This window comes from Providencia sp. PROV252 (assembly GCF_033676005.1).
Lineage (GTDB): Bacteria > Pseudomonadota > Gammaproteobacteria > Enterobacterales > Enterobacteriaceae > Providencia > Providencia vermicola.
The window spans coordinates 2,584,586-2,607,155 of record NZ_CP096294.1; the positions used below are offsets into that span (position 1 = coordinate 2,584,586).

Here is a 22,570-nt window from a genome sequence, read left to right on the forward strand (position 1 = left end):
ACTCTCATTACTTTTCGCTAACCCAATATACACCAGTTGGCTCTACAGCAAGAAACTCTCTGTGCAATTCTTCCAGTGTTTTTTGTGGATCAAGGCCTGAAAACTGCTCAGGATAGAACCACTTGGCGAAAACTTGTGTCGCAATGACGTTATAGGGTGAATTATAATAATTGTGCCAGATAGCATAATCTTGCTTATCTTTAATAGCGGATAATGAACGAATGCCTTTACGATCTGTGATCTTTTTCAGACTTTCTTTAGCATCTTGCAATGTACTTTGTGCGCCTAATTGTACGCCCGCATCTTTACTGCCTGGTGCTTTTGCGCCACTTGCAATATAAATATTCGGGTCTGCAGCAATGATTTTCTCTAAATTCATAGTGCCTAATGCGCCAGGTAAAACACCTTTCGCGATATTTTTACCGCCTGCTAAGTCAATAAAGTTACCCATATTACCGTCACCTGCGGTGCCACAACAATCTTCAAAGGCGCCTGCACGTAACTCAATAAAGACACTTGGCTTTTTGTCTTCTGGAATTTTTGATGTGATATCCGTGACAATTTTTTGGTTTCTTTCATAAAAATCTACATATTTATTTGCCACTTGCTCACGGTTTAGTGCTTTACCTAATAAACGCATACTTGGTAGGGTATTTTCTAATGGGTTGTCTCTGAAATCGACAAAAACAACAGGCACCCCTGCCTTTTCCAATTGATTGACTAATTCGCTGTTTTTACCTGGTCCGTGGCCTGATAAACCAAAAATAGCGATATCTGGGTTTAAGGTTAATACTTTTTCAGAGCTGACGCTGTCTGCGCTGGTATTACCTATCAATGGGATATTGTCAATCGCAGGGAACTTGGCTTTATAAGCCGCATAAGTTTGTGGGTCTAATTTACGCAAATCCCCTTGCCACCCTACGATACGTTCAATCGGCTTGTCGCCTTCAAGTAGAGCAACCGCACTAAATAGGCGGCCTTCACCAAGTAAAATACGGTTAACATTATCGGGTACTTCAACGGTTCTTCCCGCCATGTCAGTCACTGTTGCTGACCACGCGCTCAAACTGGCACTGGCTAATAACGCTAAACCTATTCCCTTTACTACCGACCTAGCTACTGACTTCTTGGCTACCGACGACATAGTATTAAGCTCCACAATTAAACTCATTGACTTACATTTTAATGCGGTAACAATAAAGCAAATAAGAATACTTATCAATACGATTATTGATTTAATAATGGGTATAGCGAATGGAATTGTGTGAGCTACCTCGAAAAGCAAAACATTTAGAAGAACTAACCCGCAAATCGTGGGTTTATTGCGCTATATACAAAAAAACAGCACCCTATAAAGGATGCTGTTATTCAACCCATAAATAATGATCGATTATTTATTTAAATTCTCGCGGTAGCTTGGAAAACTCATATCTTTATAGCGAATAAAGGTTGTTTTCTTGGCAATTTTATAACCAAACCAAATGGCTAAAAAGAGTGGGAGACCAATATACGTCGCTGTAACACCAATCCAATCAATATTATCTTCTAAGAAGGCTTGGTAGTTCTGGCCCAGTGTTATTGTTAAACACAAAATAAAGGCAAAAATTGGCCCAATTGGGAAGAAACCAGAACGATATGGCAAGTCATTTAAGTCTTTACCTTGTGCAATATACCCTCTACGGAAGCGGTAATGGCTGATAGCAATCCCTAACCATGCAATAAAGCCTGTCATCCCTGAGGTATTCAATAACCAGAGATAGACCGTTTGGTTACCAAACATGGAACTTAAGAAGCACAGCCCCGCAACAACCGTCGTGGCTAACAATGCATAACGTGGTACGCCACCTTTTGATAACCGAGCAAAAATGCGCGGCGCTTTGCCTTCACGCGCTAAGGTATACAGCATACGGGTTGATGCATACATACCTGAGTTACCCGCAGACAATACCGCGGTTAAGATAACCGCATTCATGACTGCCGCTGCTGATAATAACCCTGCATTTTCAAATACTAAAGTAAATGGGCTCACGCTAATGTCTTTAACATCATTGCGTAGCAAGTTAGGATCAGTATAAGGAATGATCAAGCTAATAATTAAGATGGCAAAAATATAGAACAACAGGATACGCCAGAATACTTTACGTACCGCTTTAGGAATATTTTTAGCAGGGTCTTTTGACTCACCCGCTGCAATACCAATTAACTCAGTACCTTGGAAGGAAAACCCGACAATCATTGCCACACCGATCATGGCAGAAAAACCACCAGCAAATGGCGCATCACCAATTTCCCAGTTATGCCAACCTGCGTTTTCGGCCCCATTCATGATGCCAAAAATCATTAATACGCCCACAACGATAAAAATAATTACGGTGGTGACTTTGATCAGCGAGAACCAATATTCTGCTTCACCAAAACCTTTAACAGAAATAAAGTTCAATAAGAAAATGATAGCAAGGAATATAGCACTCCAAATCCAACCAGGCGTATCAGGGAACCAATAGGTCATCACCAATTGTGCGGCAACGAGGTCAACTGCGATGGTTACCGCCCAGTTGTACCAGTAGTTCCAACCTAATGCGAAACCAAAACCTTCATCAACATATTTTGCGCCATAAGTAGCAAATGAGCCTGAAACTGGCATATAGGCAGCCAATTCGCCCAAGCTCGTCATTAAGAAATAGACCATTAAGCCGATGATGGCATAAGAGAGTAGTGCCCCTCCGGGGCCTGCTTGTGCAACGGTTGCACCCGATGCCACAAATAAACCGGTACCGATAGAGCCACCGATAGCAATCATCGCAAGGTGACGCGCTTTTAATTCACGGCGCAACTTTTGTGGTCGGTCTTGCGTGATAGTATTGGTATGTTGTTCTGACATTTGTTCCCTGTATTTTATTATTCAGCCAATATCGAGTGAATTCTAGCAAAATAGGCTGTGAGAACTAAGTAACTCTTCACTGTTATAAGATACCTTCATAATTCACGCAGAATTATAAGTAAAACGCGTTATTGCCAAAAAATTAAACCGTGGCTTTTAATAAAGAAATACCGTCTCTAATCCTCTAAATATTTTGGCTTGCTGCTAGGCGGCATATGAAACTACCCAAGGAGCATACATCAGTATGTGACTTGGATAGTCGATTGCAGCCAACAACGCGGCAAGTTAAAAGATAACGAGGATTTTTAATTACAGTAGGCTAGAAGATTAGTAATCGCACTCGAAAGATGCTTTTGACGGTGATAAATCAAATACAACGTTCTTTCTAATTGAAGTTCGTCTACCTCAAGCTCAACTAGAGTACCATTTTCTAGTTGCTCGGCTATCACCCTTCTTGATAAACAGCTAATGCCCATCCCAAAACGCACTGCATGTTTAATTGCTTCTGAATTGCCCAGTTCCATTAAGATATGGAAACCTGGTAGATGTGCAAACAGCAGTTGGTCAAGCACGTCTCGCGTTCCTGAACCGCGCTCACGTAAAATCCATGGTGCGTCTTTAAGTTCTTTTAATGACACCTTTTTGTTTGCTAATGGGTTTTGTGGTGAAGCAAAAACAACCAGCTCATCTTTCAACCAAGATTTCGAAATCAATTCAGGGCTATGACAAACCCCTTCGATAAGTCCCACATCCACCCTAAATTCCATCACCGCTTTAATAACTTCTTCAGTATTACTAATAAAAAGCTCTAGAGGGATATCAGGATGGTCATGGCGGTAACCCGCTAAGATCTCTGGCAACATGTAATTACCAATTGTGGTACTCGCCGCCAGACGCACTGCGCCCATCTCTTTTTTGAATAATTGCTCAACTTCTGCCCCTTGCTCTAATAAAGCTAATGCTTTGGGATAAAGAAGTCTTCCATGCTCGTTTGTAACAAGTCGTTTACCCACACGGTCAAAAAGCTGAACGCCAAGTTGACCTTCTAAATCCGTTAGCGACGCGCTGACCGCTGATTGGGACAGCGCTAATAATTGAGATGCCTGCGTCGTGGAGCCACTTTTCAATACTTCTGTAAAAACCTCAAGTTGCCTAAGTGTTATTCGCATAAAGGTCGCCCCAACGTGTTTTTAGTCGTTGTAATAATATTGTTAATATTAATGATTTATTAGCAATATTCCAGAAGAAACTTATAATCACTTTTTTTGATAGATTATATATAAACAATCAATTTAAATTATTATATTTTTTATTATATGCTTATTACCAAATCATATAAGCAGCAATAAAGAGCATTATCATGGATAAAAGCGACATTCACACCCTAAATCAAAATAGCTTTCACCCTGTTTTGAAATTATTACCAGGGCTCTTATTAGCAGGTATTTTAACGGCTATCGCCATCTACCTTGGTGAACAATCATGGTTTATGGATATAGGTCTAGGTGCGTTAACACTCGCCATTTTATTGGGGATTGTTGTAGGTAACACCTTTTACCCAACAGCAAGTAAATCTTGTGATACTGGTGTCAAATTCGCCAAACACTATTTTTTACGTGCAGGGATCATCCTTTATGGCTTCCGTTTAACATTCCAACAAATTACTGATGTCGGTGCCACTGGCGTTATTATTGATGCATTGACCCTAACATCAACCTTCTTATTAGCCTACTGGCTAGGAAAGAAAGTTTTTGGTTTAGATGATGAAACAACCATTTTGATCGGCGCAGGCAGTAGTATTTGCGGTGCAGCTGCGGTTATGGCAACAGAGCCTGTTGTGAAAGCGTCAGCTAGCAAAGTCGCTGTTGCGGTTTCTACTGTCGTCATTTTCGGCACAATTTGTATCTTTGTTTACCCTTGGATTTATCAATTAAATGCGCACTTTGGCTGGTTCCCAGCGACCCAAGAAACATTCGGCATTTATATTGGCTCAACAGTGCATGAAGTCGCGCAAGTGGTTGCCGCTGGTCATACTATTGGGACTGATGCAGAAAATGCGTCAGTTATCGCAAAAATGATTAGAGTTATGATGCTTGCACCATTCTTAATTATTTTATCTGCATTTTTAAGCCGTAAAGCGGCGGCCAAAAGTGGCAATTCAACAGAAAAAAGCAAAATTACTATTCCTTGGTTCGCCGTGTTCTTTATCTTAGTGGCAGGGTTTAACTCATTACATTTACTACCACAAGCATTAGTCCAACAAATCATTGCGTTAGATACGATTTTACTTGCTATGGCCATGGTGGCATTAGGTTTAACCACCCATGTAAGCGCAATTCGACAAGCAGGTATTAAACCATTATTAATGGCACTGATTTTATTTGCTTGGTTAATCATTGGTGGTTTATTAATTAATCTGCTGATACAAAATATCTTTTAATATGTACCTCCGACTTTAGCCGCTTTATTAAGCGGCTTTTTTGTTGATTTCATTTGTGCGCATATTAATGGCATACTTCCATAAAAAGGAGTCAAAAATGAAATATGTTGGAGCACACGTCAGCGCCTCTGGCGGCGTTGATCAAGCCGTTATTCGCGCCCATGAGATTAATGCAACGGCATTCGCATTATTCACTAAAAACCAACGTCAATGGAAAGCGGCACCATTGAGTGAAGAGGTTATCCAAAAGTTTAAAGCAAACTGTGCAAAATACGGCTATGGTAAACACCAAATTCTGCCCCACGACAGTTATTTAATTAATCTCGGCCATCCTGAATTTGAAGCTTTAGAAAAATCACGAGTTGCCTTTATTGATGAAATGCAGCGTTGTGAACAACTTGGCATTGATTTATTGAATTTCCATCCGGGCAGCCATTTAAAACAAATTGAGGTGGATGATTGCTTAGCACGTATTGCTGAGTCAATTAATATTGCGTTAGCCGAAACCGAAGGTGTCACCGCTGTCATTGAAAATACCGCAGGACAAGGGACTAACTTAGGCTTTGATTTTACACACCTCGCAAAAATTATCGAAGGCGTAAAGGATAAAAGCCGTGTGGGTGTGTGTATTGATACCTGCCATGCCTTTGCCGCAGGTTATGATTTACGCACGATTGAAGATTGCGATAAAACATTTACGCAGTTTTCAGAGATTGTGGGGTTTGAATTTTTAAAAGGCATGCATCTGAACGATGCTAAAAGCGAATTTGCCAGCCGCGTTGACCGCCACCACAGCTTAGGTGAAGGTAATATTGGTTTTGTGCCATTCACGTATATTATGCAAGACAGCCGTTTTGATGGGATCCCGCTGATTTTAGAAACGATCAACCCAGACATCTGGCCACAAGAAATTGCATGGTTGAAATCGCAGCAAAATAGCTAACATTGATAGAGTCCTATTAAAATTTAGGGCTCATTTCTATTTGCTTAGCTCACCTTTATGTTGCACAGCTTGTAACACCCTAATAAGGTGTTACAAGTCACGTAACGGAAGGTGATATTATTAAATCATTTAAACACAAAGGACTAAAGCAACCATTTGAAAAATGGACACTTTCAGGTATTTCCCCTAAAGATTCTTTACGTATAAATGATAGGCTCCAGGCTATTGATTCCGCAAACTTTATTGATGATTTAAATATTTTCACATTTAACCTTCATCAATTAAAAGGCGACCGAGTCAATATTTGGTCAATTACTGTTCGTACAAATTGGCGTATTACATTTGAGTTCATTAATGGCGATACTTACATTTTAAGTCTAAAGGACTGCCACTAATGAAACAGGTTATTGTTACCCATCCCGGTATTATGGTTGCAAACATCTTAGATGACTTAGGCGCTAGAGTTCAGCAATTTGCCAGAAATATTGGTGTCACATTCGCGGCTGTTTCCCGCTTTCTTTCAGGAAAAACTGCATTCCCCCCTGCTCTCGCGATCCGTATTTCAGCGGCTTTAGGCAGTACCCCCGAGTTTTGGCTACGGCTACAAACTCATTGCGATTTACGCTTACTCGAAGATAAAATCGATATCTCAGGGGTTGTTTTATTCGAAAATCTGCCGCAACCACAACAATCAACATCTGAACACTAACAAAAAACCCCACGCGAATAACGCAGGGTTTCTTTTCAAATGTTCAAAAATTACAACGACTTCATTTCAATCTTAGCCATCATGTCAGCTAACTTACTGCGGTTCTTTAAACCGACATCCGCTTGTGAAACTGATAACGCTGAAATTGCAGTTGCCATCCGCAATGTGTGCTCGCTTGATTCACCATTGAGCAGCCCATAAGCAAGGCCAGCAACCATCGAATCGCCTGCCCCTACTGTGCTGATGACCTCACAATGAGGCGGCTTAGCTAACCAAGAGCCCGAAGCATTAACCCATAATGCTCCTTCTTCTCCCAATGATATTACAACGTGAGAAATGCCTTTATCTCTTAGTTCATGAGCCGCAGCAATCACATCTTTTAAATCAGGCAGTTTGCGGCCCACCCAACTTTCTAATTCATGGCGATTAGGTTTTACCAACCAAGGAGAAGACTTTAAGCCCGCTTTTAATGCCTCACGGCTACTGTCGAAAATGATGCATGGACACAATTGGCGCAAGCGAGTCATCCAACGGGTAAATTCCTCAGGGTCAATCCCATTGGGTAGGCTTCCACTCACCACGACCATATCAAAGTGACCTAACCAATTTAGTGATTCAGTTGAAAAACGGTTCCAGTCTTCTTTACTCACATCAAAGCCAGAAAAATTAAAATCAGTTGATTTCCCATCATTTTCAGTGAGCTTTACATTGATACGCGTGCGTCCAGGCACCATACTGAAACGGTTTGCCATACCATTTTCACTGAAAAAATGTTGAAATTCTTCTTGATTATCTTTTCCCATAAAACCACTAACAGTAATATCAATGCCCAGATCACGCAGCACTTTCGCCACGTTGACGCCTTTCCCTCCGGCATTCAGGCTAGCGGTTTTGACTAAGTTAACTTCACCCACTTCAATAGACGAGCACAACCCTACAAGGTCGTAAGCAGGATTTAATGTAATTGTAGCAACCCGGCGAGTCATAACCACTAATCTCCCTTATCATGATTATCATGTCATTAGATGTATGTCATAGTTATAACACTAAAACGTGTTGTTTTCAGTGCTATTTATACTTTTTCCTGCTTGTTTTTCTCAGACCCCATGGCAAAATTCTCACGCTAAAAATGAAAATAAATGGGAGAAAATATGTCTCAGTCAATTAACGTCGTCGTTGGCGTCGGTGTCATTATCACCAATAAACAAGGGCAGATTTTACTAGGTAAACGTAGCAGCAAACATGCACCCTATTGGTCTATTTTTGGTGGTCATGTCGATCCAGGTGAAACATTCGAAGCCTGTGCTATTCGGGAAATAAAAGAAGAGATTGGCATTGATATCACCACACCTTCTGTATTTGGTATCAGCAATAACTTACAAACCTATCAGCAGGAAGGTAAACATACCGTTTCCATTTGCATGCATGTTGAATATAACGGAGATAAACAACCGCAAATCATGGAAATCGATAAATGTGAAAGTCTTATGTGGGTTTCTCCTAATTCCCTGCCTGAACCGCATTTTGAGGCAAGTCGTAACGCAATCAATCTTTGGCTAAATCAGCGCTTTTACAACCAATCTATTTAACACCCCATAAAACATACAAATTAGATTAATTTGTATGTTTATTCACCATCCCTTTCAAATTGTTCAGTTTATTTTATTTTCGTTGTTTACAAGACTTCGCCACTACCGTATCATTTAGCTAGTACAGTGAAACAATTTATTAGGAGCCACCATGGCCGTTAATGGGACAACACAACCAAAAAGCCCTTCTATATTAGGAGGCGCAATGATCATTGCAGGTACCGCTGTTGGTGCAGGCATGTTTTCAATTCCAATGGTGACTTCTGGCGTATGGTTTTCAGGCTCAGTTATCCTGCTAATTTATACTTTTATTTGTATGTTACTTTCTGGGCTAATGATTTTAGAAGCGAATATGAATTATCCAGCGGGTGCTAGTTTTCACACCATAGTAAAAGATTTACTCGGCACTGGTTGGAACACCATTAACAGCTTATCAGTGACTTTCGTCCTGTATATTCTAACTTACGCTTATATTTCTGCAGGCAGTTCAATTATTACCGCAAACTTAGCAGAACATATTCAGATTCCACAAGCTGGAGCGGGGTTAGTTTTTGCATTCATTGTTGCATTCTTTGTTTGGTTATCTACCCGTGCAGTGGATAGGTTAAGTACCATTTTAATTGGTGGGATGGTTATTACCTTTATCATGTCAATTGGTGGGATGATCTCAACGGCTTCGCCCGCAATTTTATTTAACCAAGTAGAGCAAAACGAAACACAATATCTACCTTATGCCTTAGCTGCGCTGCCTTATTTGTTAACATCATTTGGTTACCATGGTAACGTGCCTGGGCTGGTGAAATATTATAATAAAGACAGTCGTAGTGTAGTGAAAAGCTTAACTTACGGTGCCATCATTACTGTTGTTATTTACATCTTATGGCAGTATGCGATTCAAGGAAATATTCCACGCTCTTCATTCATTGAAATCAGAGAAAATGGTAACAATATCGATGCACTACTGGCTCAGATGAATATTTCTACACAAAGCAGCTTTATTTCCCAATTTTTGAATCTGTTTTCCTATATGGCTTTAGCAAGTTCTTTCTTAGGTGTGTCATTAGGTTTATTTGATTTTATTGCTGACTTTTTTAAATTCTCTGATGATAAGCAAGGCCGACTGAAATCTATTTTAGTCACCTTTATGCCACCAACCGTTTTAGCACTGATTTTTCCTAATGGCTTTATTTATGCTATTGGCTTTGCTGGATTAGCTGCAACAATTTGGGCTGTGATTGTCCCTGCATTGATGGCAAAAGCAAGTCGTAGACGTTACCCAAATAATAGCTATAAAGCACCTGGAGGCATGTTTATTATCGGTTTTGTTATTTTATTTGGTTTAATCAACGCCGTTGCGCACATCATGTCCTTAGCTGGTCTACTCCCTATTTACTAATTTGCCATTCTTAATATAGCCCTGCGGGGCTATATTATTTCCCATCAGTTATTTTTCAAAAAATTTTCACTGAAAATTGACCTCAACATCTTGCCTAATCCCGTTTGTGCGAGTAATTTTGTCGCACTCTTTTTGACAATACCAAAGAAGGTTATTTATGGCCAAGGCCAACGAAATCAAACGTGGTTTAGCAATCAACTACAATGGCAAGTTACTACTCGTTAAAGATATTGATATTCAAGCACCTAGCGCTCGTGGTGCCAGTACTTTATACAAAATGCGCTTTACGGATATCAAAACGGGCCAGAAAGTTGAAGAACGCTTTAAAGGCGATGATATTTTAGAAACGATTTCGTTAACTCGCCGTGGTGTCAGCTTTTCTTATATTGATGGTGATGAATATGTTTTCATGGATAACGAAGACTACACGCCATATATTTTCAAAAAAGCAGATATTGAAGATGAACTGCTGTTTATCCCTGAAGAAGGGTTACCAGGCATGCAAGTTCTAACAATGGATGGGCAAGTTTTAGCCTTAGAATTACCGCAAACTGTTGATATGGTTATTGCTGAAACAACACCAGGTATCAAGGGTGCTTCCGCCAGTGCACGTACAAAACCCGCTTTGATGCCGACGGGGTTAACCGTTCAGGTTCCTGAATATCTCACCAGTGGTGAAAAAATTCGTATTCATATCCCTGAACGCCGCTATATGGGACGTTGTGATTAATCTTATATCGATAAAATAATATTAATATGTGTATGCCTATGGACAACATGCTCATAGGCATACATTTTTATTTAACATCATACTCTCCTAGCCTACTACTTCCTCATTTCATTTATTGTCATTAATCATACTTAACAGTGTAAATACCCATCGTTTTTTCTTTATTAATCCAGTTAAACTGCTGTGAGCCCTTCAAATTTGGTAATAGTTGTTCTGTCATTTTTAACTTGGAAACATCAACAGACTGTGTTTTTTCTTTTCCTGAGTCACTCCAACACTTTGTTTCGACAAAATTTTGATTTGTACTAATGATACATGGAGCAGCAACAATCGAGCCTGTAAAACGAATAACCGCAGTATTAGAACGTTGTTGACCACTGTTGTGTGAAGCGAATGTTGAGATACTGGTCATTAATGTAGTCGCTGCTAAAAATGTGAATATTGTTTTTTTTACTAAGCCATTCATAAGAATTTTCCTCTTAAAATTAAGTTATCGTCATTTTTAGTAATTTATTTACTCTTAAATGAATAATTCAGTTCAACTGAATGAGGACGACATCTTATTCCTAATGAACAGCTAGAGATTTCACTTATGGTCGTAGTTTTTTATTTTTAATATTGGATGATATTCAATATATAATTATTAGACTAGATCACACTTTTAATGACCACACGTATTGCAACACATATAAAATTAAGTCTATTAAAATAAGACGAAAATATAGCAATCTTCGTCGAAATTAGTGTTTTTTCTATTTATTTGTATTCGATGTATCAAAAATAGTGTTATTAGATATGAATGAAAAACTCAACTACAAAATTAATTTATCACCGACTAACTTAATTGCTTCTGGACGTCAACGAGCCTGTTACCAGCACCCAGATTATGATGAGCTTTGTATTAAGATTCACCTAAAAGGCCGCGATGATAAAGAAACACTCAGAGAAGTGCGGTACTATAAGCGCCTTTATAGAAAGGAATACCAAGCGACAACAGTGTCCCACTATTTTGGCACACAAGAAACCAATCTTGGGCTAGGTTACGTGTTTCAATTAATTAAGGATAAAACAGGGAATGTATCGCATACTTTAGATTATTATCTAAAAAATAAAAATGCCTACTTGAAGCATCAAAAAAATATGAAAATTGCTTATGCTCAATTTAAAAAATCTATTTATAAAGAAGCAATCGCCACCATGGCGCTAAAAACCTATAATATCGTTTATCAATTAGGCTATAAACCACATGGGCAATTTTTAATTATCGATAACCTTGGGTCGTCTAATTTAATTCCGCTCGATTATTTTTCATCCACAATTGCACGTTCAACGTTAGACCGCCGCTTTGCGGACTTTGAAAAACGGCTATACAAAGAGTTCCATGTCAAATTATAAATATCCATTTTTAATTATCTTTTTTATTTAATTTTTATTCGATAATTTTATCCCTCTACGCAATAAAGGAGTGATTATATATTATTCCTTTATTGTTTAAGGCCCCCCTCAATAAATACTGATAAATACACAGTAGTTATTGCATATCTTAATTAAACTCGCCTATTTGACCACCAAGAGAAGAATTGACCGTCAAAATTTAGCTTTCTACACGTGCTAAAATTTGAGCTCACCTTGCATAAATTTAAACTTCTTTACATTTGAAGTGCAAAAAAAGCTTATTACGTAAATAAACTGAAACAGAGTAATAATAAATGTGAGAAAGATCATATTTCATTATCAATAATCGGCGCAATTATACGCAAAAATACGCTACATATGACAGCAATCACATAACTCAATGGCACATATGCACTTTTATCTAATGTTTTGTAAATTATCCCCCTATTAACTCGCCATTTCGGTTTTGTTTATGTATGCTCTTAAAGGTTTGGTATTCGGGCTGTTACGGTACTAACTTCAAGCAATAACTGAATTAGTAAATATTGAGCTTTCATCTATACTCAATAAGGTCACAAGAAACCTCTGATCCAGTAAAGATTTAGATGGCGTGATAAACACTTTCTGCGAAAAGCACACTCTTATTTATCAATGCGTTTTTCACAGGGAAAAGTTTAGTTTTGTTGTGTCTCTTTACACAATAATGCGATAAAGAAATGGTAAGGGATATATATAAGAATGTTAACCTCTGAAAAACTTAAGCGCTATGCTTGGCGCATTGTTCCGGCAGTTGCTATTGCCGTAACACTCACAGCATGTACCAACCCGAAGTCGACAAAAAATACACAATATACTGCTAAATCAGATGTTCGCATGTTAAACGGTGCTGCAGGCGACTCTTTAACAATGGCATCCCAAGACGAATTTGAAGAATTAGTGCAAAGTGTTGACACTAAATCTAAAATCATGAATCAATATGCAAGTTGGAAAGGTGTTGCTTATCGCCTAGGCGGAACCACTAAAAGCGGCATTGATTGTTCAAGCTTTGTTCAACGCACCTTCTTTGAACAATTCGGCGTAGAATTACCTCGTACAACGTCAGAACAAGAGTCTTCAGGCAAAAGCGTAAAGCGTAATAATTTAAAAGTGGGTGACATTGTTCTGTTTAAAACAGGTCGTACAATGAAACACGTTGGCATTTACATTGGTGATGAAAAATTTGTTCATGCATCAACCAGCAGTGGTGTCATTGTTTCTGAAATGTCTAATAGTTATTGGAGTAAAAGGTATTATGCAAGTCGTCGTATTATCAACGGCTCCTAATTTTCAGTAAAACACTCCCCCTTACCTATAAAAAAAGCTTCCAAAATTGGAAGCTTTTTTTATATTTGCTATCAAGTAAAAATGAAAACTGCCATTATTGCGTAGAATAATCTTTTTAACGCCAGTATAAATACTAGCCCTTATTAGCCACCACAAAATGAGTCAGATACAATATCTCCCCCATTAAAAACATTACAGCTCAAGCTAACTAAGCACAATAAAACCCTGAAGATAGCTCCGCAATTGCAACACCCGTTGCTTTTAAACGGCACATTGCAGCTAATTCATCATTCGCATGAATGAACAGACAAACCTCTTTCTGCCATTCTAGGATAGCACTTGAAATCTGCATATCGGATAACGATTCAGACAGTTTCTGCATCGCAATACAATCTGTTGCACAGTCATGACTAAGTAATTTTAGCCCCACAAGATTATCGCTATCAACATCATTCATAGGCACAACTTCTACGTCTGTTCCTATTTTGCCTGATAACCAGCGGTAGCTTTGCGGTAGCCTGTGCACCACCGAAAGACCTAATTTTTCCACAAAAATATCCTATTAAAACAATTGGTATTTTGCCTAATTACAGGAAATAGCCCTGCAAACAAACTTAACATTGAGTAATGACCCTATATCCTGTGTGTTCTTTGAAGTCAATTTTTGACTTCAAAATATTACTCGTTCAAACCGAAGCTTTAACACAATAAAAAGTAACAACAATGTTAAATATTAGAACCTAAATATAACATTAAAATTATGATGTGTCGTTAAATTTTTGTGACGTAAATCATTGCACGTCTATTTTTTTGCTAAAAATATTAAAAATTAAATTAATTTTGACATCAACCTTCAACATGATAGGTAAATCATTTAACTATTTTTTACATTTACCAAATAAAAATAGCAACAACCATTCAAATTTTTGATGAATAGTTATTTTTCAATTAGCTCAGTCAATCCCATTTTGGTTGTCATTAAAAACATAAATTTAACAAAAAGCACACTAATGATAATTGATTTAGATCATTTTTCATCACGTAATTTAATACCGATGATAAACTAATCGAAATTACCGAACAGTAACACTGAAAAAACTCAATATAATGTGAATGATAAGAGATTACTTAAGGGAAAATAAGAATATTCGGGGAAATAAAAGGTGAGAACAAATTATCAGTTTCATCCATGAAGCTGATAACTCAGAGATTATTTCGCTTTTTTAGCTAACAAAACAAAAAGCATCGATAAAGCGACACAAGCCACCATCGAACCTACCATTGGCCACGCATTTTTAGCGGGGATCAGTGATAATAACGTTCCTACTAGTGCACCAATTGAAAAACGAATCGTTCCTGCTAAGGAAGAGACCGTTCCTGCAATATGTGGGTAATTATCAAGGATCACAGCCATCGCATTAGATGTAATCATTGCAATTCCACTGACATAAATGGCGACGCCAATAACTAACGTCCAAAAATCAAGACTAAATGCGGTTGTGCCTAATAACCAAATCCCCATAATAAACTGGATAATAATACCAAAATACAGCATCTTCTCTGCGCCAAAGCGCCTAACATAGCGACTGTTAATAGTCGTCATAATAAAGAGAAAAATGATGTTAATACCAAAATAGTAACCGAAATGTTGAGGAGAAACGCCATTTAGGTCGATATAAACAAATGCACCTGCATTTAAGAATGAAAACATCCCTGCAAACGAAAATGAACTCGCGAGTATATAGAACAAAACTTGCTTTGCCCTAAATAAGGTCGCAAACTGGCGTAATGTTGTGCCAATGTGGAATTTTTGCCTTTTCGTAACGGGTAATGTTTCACGCACAAAAAAGCTCACTAAAATCACTGCAATAACTGCCGCAATGGCAATGCTCCAGAAAATCGCATGCCATGAGAACCAACGCATCAATTCGCCACCTAAAATAGGAGCCAATAAAGGTGCGATCGTCATCACCAATACCACAAATGACATACTTCTAGAAAATTCGTCGCGCGTAAACATATCACGCATCAATGCGTTAATTACCACACTGGCGGCTGCGGCGGCAAAACCATGCAAAAAACGTAACCAAATAAGTGAATCAATTGATTCGGTGATTGCACAAGCAGCCGATGCTATAGCAAAAACAATTACTCCACCCAAAATCACGGGTTTACGACCGATGCTGTCCGCCATTGGTCCATAAAAAAGTTGCCCAATCGCAAAACCAAAAATGTAGCTGTTGAGCGTCATTTGAATCCGCCCCTCATCAACATTAAAATATTGCATCATCGTCGGAAAGCTAGGTAGGTACATGTCAATAGCCAACGGCATTAGCATAGACAATAAACCTAATATTAAAATCAGCCCCAAATAGGATGAACGCTGCTGTTGCACGCTATAGACTCCTGCTTTTATTTACGAGGTACATTAATGCTATTAATTTCTTCATCTGTCAGTGGGCGATACTCGCCTTGCTCAAGGGTCTCATCCAAGTAAATGTCCCCTACTCGCTCACGGTGCAGTCCACAAACATGATTTCCTACCGCGGCAAACATTCGTTTAACTTGGTGATAACGGCCTTCACTGATAGTTAAGCGAACATCACGAGGACTGATAATTTCGAGTTGTGCGGGTTTTGTTGGGTACTTTTCACCATTTAACATGATGCCTTGCTCGAATTGTTTGGCAACATCGGAGGCAATATCTTCACTTAATTGAACACGGTACGTTTTCTCACAATGGTGTTTAGGCGATGTAATGCGATGTGACCACTGTCCATCATCGGTGAGCAACACTAACCCTGTCGTATCAATATCTAAGCGCCCCGCAGAATGAAGCTTTTGTGCAAGCGGCTCATCAATAAAATAAAGAATGGTAGGATGTGTTGGGTCATCGGTAGAACAGATGTACCCCTGAGGCTTATGTAACATAAAATAACGCGGCCCCGTGACTTGTACTAACACATTTCCATCATAAGCGACTTCATGGTCAAGCGTGACTTGGAATGCTCCTGATTTGACCACTTCATCGTCAATCGTAACAAGACCTGCACGCAATTCACGTGCTACCAAACTCCGGCTTATCCCTAATTGCTGGGACAAAAATTTATCCAGTCGCATAGATTCTCTTAACTTGATGGATTGCCAGCGAAGCGTACAATAACGCTTAACTGTCAGAATAAAGAATGAAAGGTTGCTGTGATTACTATCACATAATTCATTATAACAATAACCCTAGTTAAGGGATAGTTTCCATGAAACAACATACATCTTTAGACAGAGTCATTGTTTTAAATTAAATTTAACCTCATTCACCTGTTTTTTTAACCAATACTGAGCAATATGTCTTTTTCCTTACGCCCATACCAACAAGAAGCCGTCGACGCGACGATCCACTACTTTCGCAAACACACTCAGCCCGCCGTTATTGTGCTGCCTACCGGTGCAGGGAAAAGTTTGGTGATTGCTGAATTGGCACGTCTTGCCCGTGGACGAGTACTGGTCTTGGCCCATGTTAAAGAATTGGTCGAGCAAAATCACAGTAAATACCTCGCCTATGGCCTCGAGGCGGATATTTTTGCTGCAGGGCTGAACCGAAAAGAATCACAAAATAAAGTGGTTTTTGGCAGCGTACAGTCTGTCGCTCGTAATCTTGCTGCTTTCAATGGACAGTTTTCATTAGTGATTATTGATGAATGCCATCGCATCAGTTTGAATGATAAAAGCCAATACCAGCAAATCATTCAGCATCTACAAAAAAGCAATTCAGCCTTACGGATTCTGGGCTTAACCGCTACCCCTTACCGTTTAGGTAGCGGGTGGATTTACCAATATCATTATCATGGCATAGTTCGGGGTGATGAAAACTGTTTTTTCCGAGATTGTATTTATGAGCTGCCACTGCATTACATGATTAAAAATAAGTTTTTAGTTCCCCCCGAACGCTTAGATATGCCTGTTTTGCAATATGATTTTAGCCAAGTTTCGTTGACATCTGCAGGTATTTTTAATGAGCAAGAATTAAACCTTTCACTGCAAAAACAACAACGTATTACACCTAAAATTGTTGCACAAATCATTGAATATGCAACACCACTGCAAGGCTGTATGATTTTTGCGGCTACCGTCGAGCACGCAAAAGAAATTTTGGGTTATTTACCAGTAAAGTCTGCCGCATTAGTCACCGCCGAAACACCTGCGTCTGATAGACAAGCTATTATTAATCAATTTAAAAACAGAGAATTACATTATCTTGTCAACGTTTCTGTTCTAACCACTGGCTTTGATGCCCCCCATGTTGATGTGATTGCAATTTTGCGCCCAACTGAATCAGTTAGTTTATATCAGCAAATTGTTGGTCGTGGGTTACGTCTTTGCCAGGGGAAAACCCAATGCTTGATTTTAGATTATGCGGGTAATCCTCATGATTTATATCGCCCTGAAGTCGGTTGCAGTAAACCAAACTCTGCCAGTGTCCCTGTTCAAGTTTTTTGCCCTCTTTGCCAATTTGCCAATGTGTTTTGGGGAAAATGTACTACTGATGGGCAAATTATTGAGCACTATGGCCGTCGTTGCCAAGGCTGGGAAGAAGATGATAATGGTCAAAAGCAACAATGTGAGTTCCGCTTTCGTTTTAAGCAATGCCCCCACTGTGGTGCTGAAAATGATATCGCAGCTCGCCGTTGCCAAAAGTGCCAAGAAGTCCTTACTGATCCTGATGACATGCTCAAAGCAGCATTAAAATTAAAAGATGCACTGATTATTCGTTGTGGTGGTATGCAATTTATCTCTGGTAATGATGCAAAAGGTGAATGGATAAAAATAAACTATTATGATGAAGATGGCACTAGCGTCTCAGAACGTTATCGCTTAACAACGCCCTCTCAGCGTCGTGTATTTGAATACCGTTTTTTGCGTGAGCACCAACGAGCGCCAGGCATTCCATTTAAATGGAATAATGCAAATGACATTATTTTGCAGCAATCATTATTACGTTACCCACAATTTATCGTGGCACGGAAAAAAGACCGCTATTGGGAAATTAGAGAGAAAATTTTTGATTATCAAGGGCGGTTTCGCATCGCAAACTCCCTTTCCTGACGCAATAAACGATCTTAAAGATTGCTGGATGGCGGTTTTTTCGATAAAATGCCGCCGCCTTCCAATTTCTCATTTTCCAAAATGCGTTATTCCTAGGCCAAATCTCGAACCTGCTGCTGGGTCGCCTGTAGCAGGAATTTATATTTTCTTTTTATAGAGAAATAGTAATGTTAACTATCAATGCAATTGAACGTAAAGAGCAGGGTAAGGGTGCGAGCCGCCGCCTGCGCAGAGATAATCAGCTTCCAGCTATCGTTTACGGTGGTAACCAAGAGCCTATCTCTATCACTCTGAGCCACGATGAAGTTATTAACCAAGAAAGCAAAGCAGAATTTTACGAAGTTCTGACTCTGGTTATCGATGGTAAAGAAACAAAAGTAAAAGTTCAGGCTGTTCAACGTCACCCATTTAAGCCAAAAGTGACGCACATTGACTTCCTGCGCGCTTAATTAAAGCCCACAGCCGAGCTTTAGAAATTTCGGGACGCCGAGTAAATAACGCCGCAATTGCGGCGTTATTTATTTCTAAAACTTTATTTTTTGCATCAATCAATATTACCAATACGCTAACAAAATATTTTATTTGCTGCCACGACGCTGTAATTGGTCGCGTAAGTTTGGCGGCGTACCACGAATGGTTAGTGTATCTGTCACTGGGTCCCAAAAAATACGTTCGCCCATCAACATAGCATCAAAGCTAATCGTTATACCTCCACCACTACCTGAAAATTTAGTCAATTGTTTAAGTGTTCCCCTATCTGCTGGGAAGCTTTCCTCCAATTGGTAATCATTTTGACGAGCAAAATCATCAAAGCTTTGTTCTTCTACCAGTGGCAACTCTTTCGCCAATTCCTGTAATTCAATTTCTTCGCCAGATTGCAGCTGTTCAGTGCAGTAACTATGCACTTGTTGACGATATGCTTGGCGAGTGTTTTTATCCATCTGAGCATTATCACAAAAATCATCCAACGCTTGGACTAAACCTTTGTTCTGCACTTTCGCATTCAAACCTTCAGATGCAGCTAAAAAATCCATAAAAAAATCAGATACTTTACGCCCTACTCGACCTTTTAAGAATGTTAAGTAGCGTTTCGAGTCTGGATTAGTTTCCCACTCGGTTAAATCAATGCGTGCAACGATATCTGCGTGTGGAATATCTAAATAATGTGTCGTCCCTAAATCTAATGTATCTGTGACAAACATGCTATCGCAGCTATTAAGAACAGAAATCAATAAATATTCAACGGCAAGGTAACGGTATTGGCAGAAAAGAACAATTCCCCCCTCAGCAAATGGGTATTTCGCGAGTTCATCCTTTAAACGAACCGTCATAGCACGGCTAAAACCTAAAAATTCTTCTTCACCCTTGCGTAAGAGCTTTAATGCATCAGCTAATTCACTTTCTTCATTGAATTCACCAAAGGCTTTACTTTTTGCGCTGTAAACACGGTGCAATTCTGCCATCATGTCTTGCACGACATCATCAGCCGTCAATAAAGAATCCCGTAACATCACCTCTAAGGTTTGTTCATCTCGCTTAATCAACTGATGTAAGGCTATCTGGGTAATTTCCAGACTCATTGTTAGCTCCTTCTTCTAGCAGAAATATTATCGCGCGTATTCAAACATTGATATCTATACGCTGCAATAGAAACTATCATTTGCCTCATTTTTCATCAGCAAATGCTGAACTAATACACACTTTTTGAATCTGAATAAGCATTATTATCACTTAAACAAAAATTTGTTGCGAAGAAAGAAGAAAAACATGCGGCTATACGCTATGATATGGAGCTTTCATTAATTTAGGATGTCTCAATTTATGCCACAATCATCTCGCTATAGTGATGAAAAAGTTGAAGGTTTACTCTCTGACCTCGTGAGTGTGTTAGAAAAAAACCATACCCCTGTTGACCTTTCCCTAATGGTGTTAGGTAACATGGTAACGAACCTGCTCAATACGTCAGTTGCCCCCGCACAACGTAAAATGATTGCAGAATCCTTTGCCAATGCGTTACTTTCTTCTGTAAAAGAAGATAAATCACACTAACAGATTAATGAAATAAACAGTATGGTCACCCATCAGCGCTACCGTGACAAAGTCTCTAACATGATTGGTTGGGGACACTGGTTTGCACTATTTAATATACTGCTTAGCCTCGTGTTAAGTAGTAGCTATCTGTTTATTTTTGATTGGCCAGACACCTTAGCTGGCCGTATATACGCCTTCGTCAGTTGGTTAGGTCATTTTAGTTTTGTGGTCTTTGCCGCTTACCTACTCATTATTTTTCCACTGACCTTTATTGTGATGTCTCAGCGGCTGCTGAGGCTAATTTTTGTTGCACTTGCCACTGCAGGTATTACACTCCTAATCTTTGATATCCGTGTTTTTAGCCAATTTGGCCTTCATCTAACACCACAAGTTTGGGATTTAGTCATCAATCCAATCAAAGGAGAAATGGCTCGTGAGTGGCAACTGATGTTTATCAGTATCCCCATTATTTTCTTGGTAGAAATGCTGTTTGCAACTTGGAGTTGGCAAAAACTACGAAGTTTAAACCGCCAAACGTTTGGTAAGCCCCTAGCAGGCATTTTCATTGTGACATTCATTATGTCGCATTTGATGTATGCGTGGGCCGATGCGAATTTTTATCGTCCAATCACGATGCAGCGTTATAACTACCCATTATCACAACCGATGACGGCCCGTAAATTATTAGACCGATATGGTTTATTGGATCTTACCGAGCACCAAAATCGGGTATTCCAACATGGTAGTCCTACCGCTCTGAAGCTTAATTACCCTCTTAAACCTTTGAGTTACTACGACCAAGGTACAGGGTATAATTTACTCTTACTAGTCGTGGACGATCTCGGTAATGAAGCTCAACAAACAACAATGAGCTCCCTTAACAGCTTTAGAGAGATGAGTACGCAGTTTACGAATCACTATACTGCAGGTTTACGCGATGACACTGCCTTGTTTGGTCTCTTCTATGGCATATCATCTACTTATCTTGATAACATTCTTAATGGTCGTCACCCTTCTGTCTTGGTTGAAGCGCTACAACACCAAGGTTATCAGTTTGGTCTGTTTTCAACAGATGGATTTAACTCACCACTGTTCCGTCAAGCCATTTTATCCGATTACTCATTACCTGCTAAAACAGCAGATAATGATAGCCTAACTATTAATCAATGGATTAGCTGGTTAGATAACCTTAAACATGATGCACCTTGGTTCTCTTTCTTGAATATCAAAGGCGTACCAGGCAGCCCACAAACTAACAAGCAAATTGACCAAGTTATCGCAACATTGAAACGTGATAACCGCCTTGAAAATACCATCGTCATTATTACTGCTAACTATAATAAGCAAGGTAAACAAGAAGAGGATTGGCTAAGCGATAAGAACTTTAATCGCGATCAAATGCGCGTCCCTTTATTTATTTATTGGCCAAATACACCTGCTCAACAAATAGGCAAGTTAACTAGCCATCAAGACATTATGACGACATTGATGCAACGGTTATTGCATGTGAATAATCAAACAGATGATTACAGCCAAGGTGAAGATTTATTCAGTAACCAACGCACATACCCGTGGGTGATTACTGGTGATGACAATGATGTGGTCATTACCACTGACAATGCCACTTTATATATGGATCATAATGGGCAATTTAATATTTATGATAAACAAGGTGTTATTGAAAAAGAAGCAAAACCTAACTTGGCTGAGCTTCTGAAAATTTTCACAGAATTAAAACGATTTAATGAAAATTAGTGCTTAATTATCAATCAGTCTCAACATGAGCCTCTTGATTTTAAGACCAAATTGGGTAGTATAAATCACAGTTCGGCATGTAGCGCAGCTTGGTAGCGCACCGTCATGGGGTGTCGGGGGTCGTAGGTTCAAATCCTATCATGCCGACCAACTTTTTATAGAGAAACCAACCTATTACGGTTGGTTTTTTTATGCCAGAGATTTGGTGCTGGTAAAACTATGGTAAAACTCTGGTAAAACTGCCTGATTTAATTATTGCTTTTTCTCTTGCGCAAAAC

22 protein-coding genes and 1 tRNA gene are annotated in these 22,570 nt (G+C 39.2%); 14 read left to right on the plus strand and 9 right to left on the minus strand.

What is annotated here, in order from left to right:
* Positions 1 to 7: 7 nt before the first annotated feature.
* The 3 genes from M1F05_RS11955 to yieE form a co-directional block, all read right to left on the minus strand.
* Positions 8 to 1,144, minus strand: a complete 1,137-nt coding sequence (locus M1F05_RS11955; RefSeq protein ID WP_206082274.1) for an ABC transporter substrate-binding protein — start codon at positions 1,142 to 1,144, stop codon at positions 8 to 10.
* Between the two features lie 246 nt (positions 1,145 to 1,390).
* Positions 1,391 to 2,881 (minus strand): amino acid permease, encoded by a 1,491-nt coding sequence (locus M1F05_RS11960; protein WP_206082275.1) that lies wholly within the window; start codon positions 2,879 to 2,881, stop codon positions 1,391 to 1,393.
* A gap of 305 nt (positions 2,882 to 3,186) precedes the next feature.
* Entirely contained in the window at positions 3,187 to 4,050 is an 864-nt protein-coding gene (gene yieE / locus M1F05_RS11965) for a DNA-binding transcriptional regulator YeiE (protein WP_206082276.1), read from the minus strand.
* Between the two features lie 191 nt (positions 4,051 to 4,241).
* Between yieE and M1F05_RS11970 the strand changes: the two genes are divergently transcribed.
* From M1F05_RS11970 to M1F05_RS11985, 4 genes are all read left to right on the plus strand, one after another.
* Complete coding sequence (locus tag M1F05_RS11970) at positions 4,242 to 5,321, plus strand: YeiH family protein (RefSeq protein WP_206082277.1); 1,080 nt, start codon at positions 4,242 to 4,244, stop codon at positions 5,319 to 5,321.
* A gap of 97 nt (positions 5,322 to 5,418) precedes the next feature.
* Complete coding sequence (gene nfo / locus M1F05_RS11975; RefSeq protein WP_206082278.1) at positions 5,419 to 6,264, plus strand: deoxyribonuclease IV; 846 nt, start codon at positions 5,419 to 5,421, stop codon at positions 6,262 to 6,264.
* A gap of 119 nt (positions 6,265 to 6,383) precedes the next feature.
* The gene (locus M1F05_RS11980) at positions 6,384 to 6,659 is read left to right on the plus strand and encodes a type II toxin-antitoxin system RelE/ParE family toxin (RefSeq protein ID WP_318826060.1); all 276 of its coding nucleotides are present in this window, start codon (positions 6,384 to 6,386) and stop codon (positions 6,657 to 6,659) included.
* Complete coding sequence (locus M1F05_RS11985) at positions 6,659 to 6,973, plus strand: HigA family addiction module antitoxin (RefSeq protein ID WP_206082279.1); 315 nt, start codon at positions 6,659 to 6,661, stop codon at positions 6,971 to 6,973. The genes M1F05_RS11980 and M1F05_RS11985 overlap by 1 nt, the downstream gene beginning before the upstream one ends.
* A 50-nt stretch (positions 6,974 to 7,023) precedes the next feature.
* On the opposite strand, the gene fruK is transcribed toward M1F05_RS11985, so the two are convergent.
* A complete protein-coding gene (gene fruK, locus M1F05_RS11990) occupies positions 7,024 to 7,959 on the minus strand; it encodes a 1-phosphofructokinase (protein WP_206083006.1) in 936 nt (311 codons plus the stop codon).
* A gap of 165 nt (positions 7,960 to 8,124) precedes the next feature.
* Between fruK and M1F05_RS11995 the strand changes: the two genes are divergently transcribed.
* The 3 genes from M1F05_RS11995 (at position 8,125) to yeiP (ending at position 10,688) form a co-directional block, all read left to right on the plus strand.
* The gene (locus M1F05_RS11995) at positions 8,125 to 8,562 is read left to right on the plus strand and encodes a nucleotide triphosphate diphosphatase NUDT15 (protein ID WP_206082280.1); all 438 of its coding nucleotides are present in this window, start codon (positions 8,125 to 8,127) and stop codon (positions 8,560 to 8,562) included.
* Between the two features lie 151 nt (positions 8,563 to 8,713).
* A complete protein-coding gene (mtr, locus tag M1F05_RS12000) occupies positions 8,714 to 9,958 on the plus strand; it encodes a tryptophan permease (RefSeq protein ID WP_206082281.1) in 1,245 nt (414 codons plus the stop codon).
* Between the two features lie 157 nt (positions 9,959 to 10,115).
* Positions 10,116 to 10,688, plus strand: a complete 573-nt coding sequence (gene yeiP / locus M1F05_RS12005) for an elongation factor P-like protein YeiP (protein ID WP_206082282.1) — start codon at positions 10,116 to 10,118, stop codon at positions 10,686 to 10,688.
* 121 nt (positions 10,689 to 10,809) lie between these two features.
* On the opposite strand, the gene M1F05_RS12010 is transcribed toward yeiP, so the two are convergent.
* Entirely contained in the window at positions 10,810 to 11,154 is a 345-nt protein-coding gene (locus M1F05_RS12010) for a hypothetical protein (RefSeq protein ID WP_206082283.1), read from the minus strand.
* Between the two features lie 329 nt (positions 11,155 to 11,483).
* Here M1F05_RS12010 and M1F05_RS12015 point away from each other — a divergent pair, with 329 nt between their 5' ends.
* Entirely contained in the window at positions 11,484 to 12,083 is a 600-nt protein-coding gene (locus M1F05_RS12015) for a YrbL family protein (RefSeq protein WP_206082284.1), read from the plus strand.
* Between the two features lie 738 nt (positions 12,084 to 12,821).
* Complete coding sequence (mepS, locus tag M1F05_RS12020) at positions 12,822 to 13,406, plus strand: bifunctional murein DD-endopeptidase/murein LD-carboxypeptidase (protein WP_206082285.1); 585 nt, start codon at positions 12,822 to 12,824, stop codon at positions 13,404 to 13,406.
* Positions 13,407 to 13,614: 208 nt separating this feature from the next.
* Here the strand turns inward: mepS and M1F05_RS12025 are convergent, their stop codons facing one another.
* From M1F05_RS12025 to rsuA, 3 genes are all read right to left on the minus strand, one after another.
* Positions 13,615 to 13,956 carry a hypothetical protein gene (locus M1F05_RS12025; RefSeq protein ID WP_206082286.1) on the minus strand — a complete coding sequence of 114 codons (342 nt, stop codon included), beginning with the start codon at positions 13,954 to 13,956 and terminating at the stop codon, positions 13,615 to 13,617.
* Between the two features lie 660 nt (positions 13,957 to 14,616).
* Positions 14,617 to 15,801 carry a Bcr/CflA family multidrug efflux MFS transporter gene (locus tag M1F05_RS12030; RefSeq protein WP_206082287.1) on the minus strand — a complete coding sequence of 395 codons (1,185 nt, stop codon included), beginning with the start codon at positions 15,799 to 15,801 and terminating at the stop codon, positions 14,617 to 14,619.
* A gap of 17 nt (positions 15,802 to 15,818) precedes the next feature.
* Positions 15,819 to 16,526: a 16S rRNA pseudouridine(516) synthase RsuA gene (gene rsuA / locus M1F05_RS12035; RefSeq protein WP_206082288.1), complete on the minus strand. Its 708-nt coding sequence runs from the start codon at positions 16,524 to 16,526 to the stop codon at positions 15,819 to 15,821.
* A 222-nt stretch (positions 16,527 to 16,748) separates the two neighbouring features.
* On the opposite strand from rsuA, the gene M1F05_RS12040 reads away from it, so the two are divergent.
* Together M1F05_RS12040 and rplY are read left to right on the plus strand one after the other, a co-directional pair.
* Positions 16,749 to 18,506, plus strand: a complete 1,758-nt coding sequence (locus M1F05_RS12040; protein WP_206082289.1) for a DEAD/DEAH box helicase — start codon at positions 16,749 to 16,751, stop codon at positions 18,504 to 18,506.
* A gap of 167 nt (positions 18,507 to 18,673) precedes the next feature.
* Positions 18,674 to 18,955, plus strand: coding sequence for a 50S ribosomal protein L25 (gene rplY / locus M1F05_RS12045; protein ID WP_206082290.1), 282 nt, complete (start codon positions 18,674 to 18,676; stop codon positions 18,953 to 18,955).
* 129 nt (positions 18,956 to 19,084) lie between these two features.
* Here the strand turns inward: rplY and yejK are convergent, their stop codons facing one another.
* Positions 19,085 to 20,086: a nucleoid-associated protein YejK gene (gene yejK / locus M1F05_RS12050; RefSeq protein WP_206082291.1), complete on the minus strand. Its 1,002-nt coding sequence runs from the start codon at positions 20,084 to 20,086 to the stop codon at positions 19,085 to 19,087.
* A 241-nt stretch (positions 20,087 to 20,327) separates the two neighbouring features.
* On the opposite strand from yejK, the gene M1F05_RS12055 reads away from it, so the two are divergent.
* From M1F05_RS12055 to M1F05_RS12065, 3 genes are all read left to right on the plus strand, one after another.
* Complete coding sequence (locus M1F05_RS12055) at positions 20,328 to 20,555, plus strand: YejL family protein (protein WP_047755730.1); 228 nt, start codon at positions 20,328 to 20,330, stop codon at positions 20,553 to 20,555.
* A 21-nt stretch (positions 20,556 to 20,576) separates the two neighbouring features.
* The gene (gene yejM, locus M1F05_RS12060; RefSeq protein ID WP_206082292.1) at positions 20,577 to 22,292 is read left to right on the plus strand and encodes an LPS biosynthesis-modulating metalloenzyme YejM; all 1,716 of its coding nucleotides are present in this window, start codon (positions 20,577 to 20,579) and stop codon (positions 22,290 to 22,292) included.
* Between the two features lie 73 nt (positions 22,293 to 22,365).
* A tRNA-Pro gene (locus M1F05_RS12065) sits at positions 22,366 to 22,442 on the plus strand.
* Positions 22,443 to 22,570 lie beyond the last annotated feature (128 nt).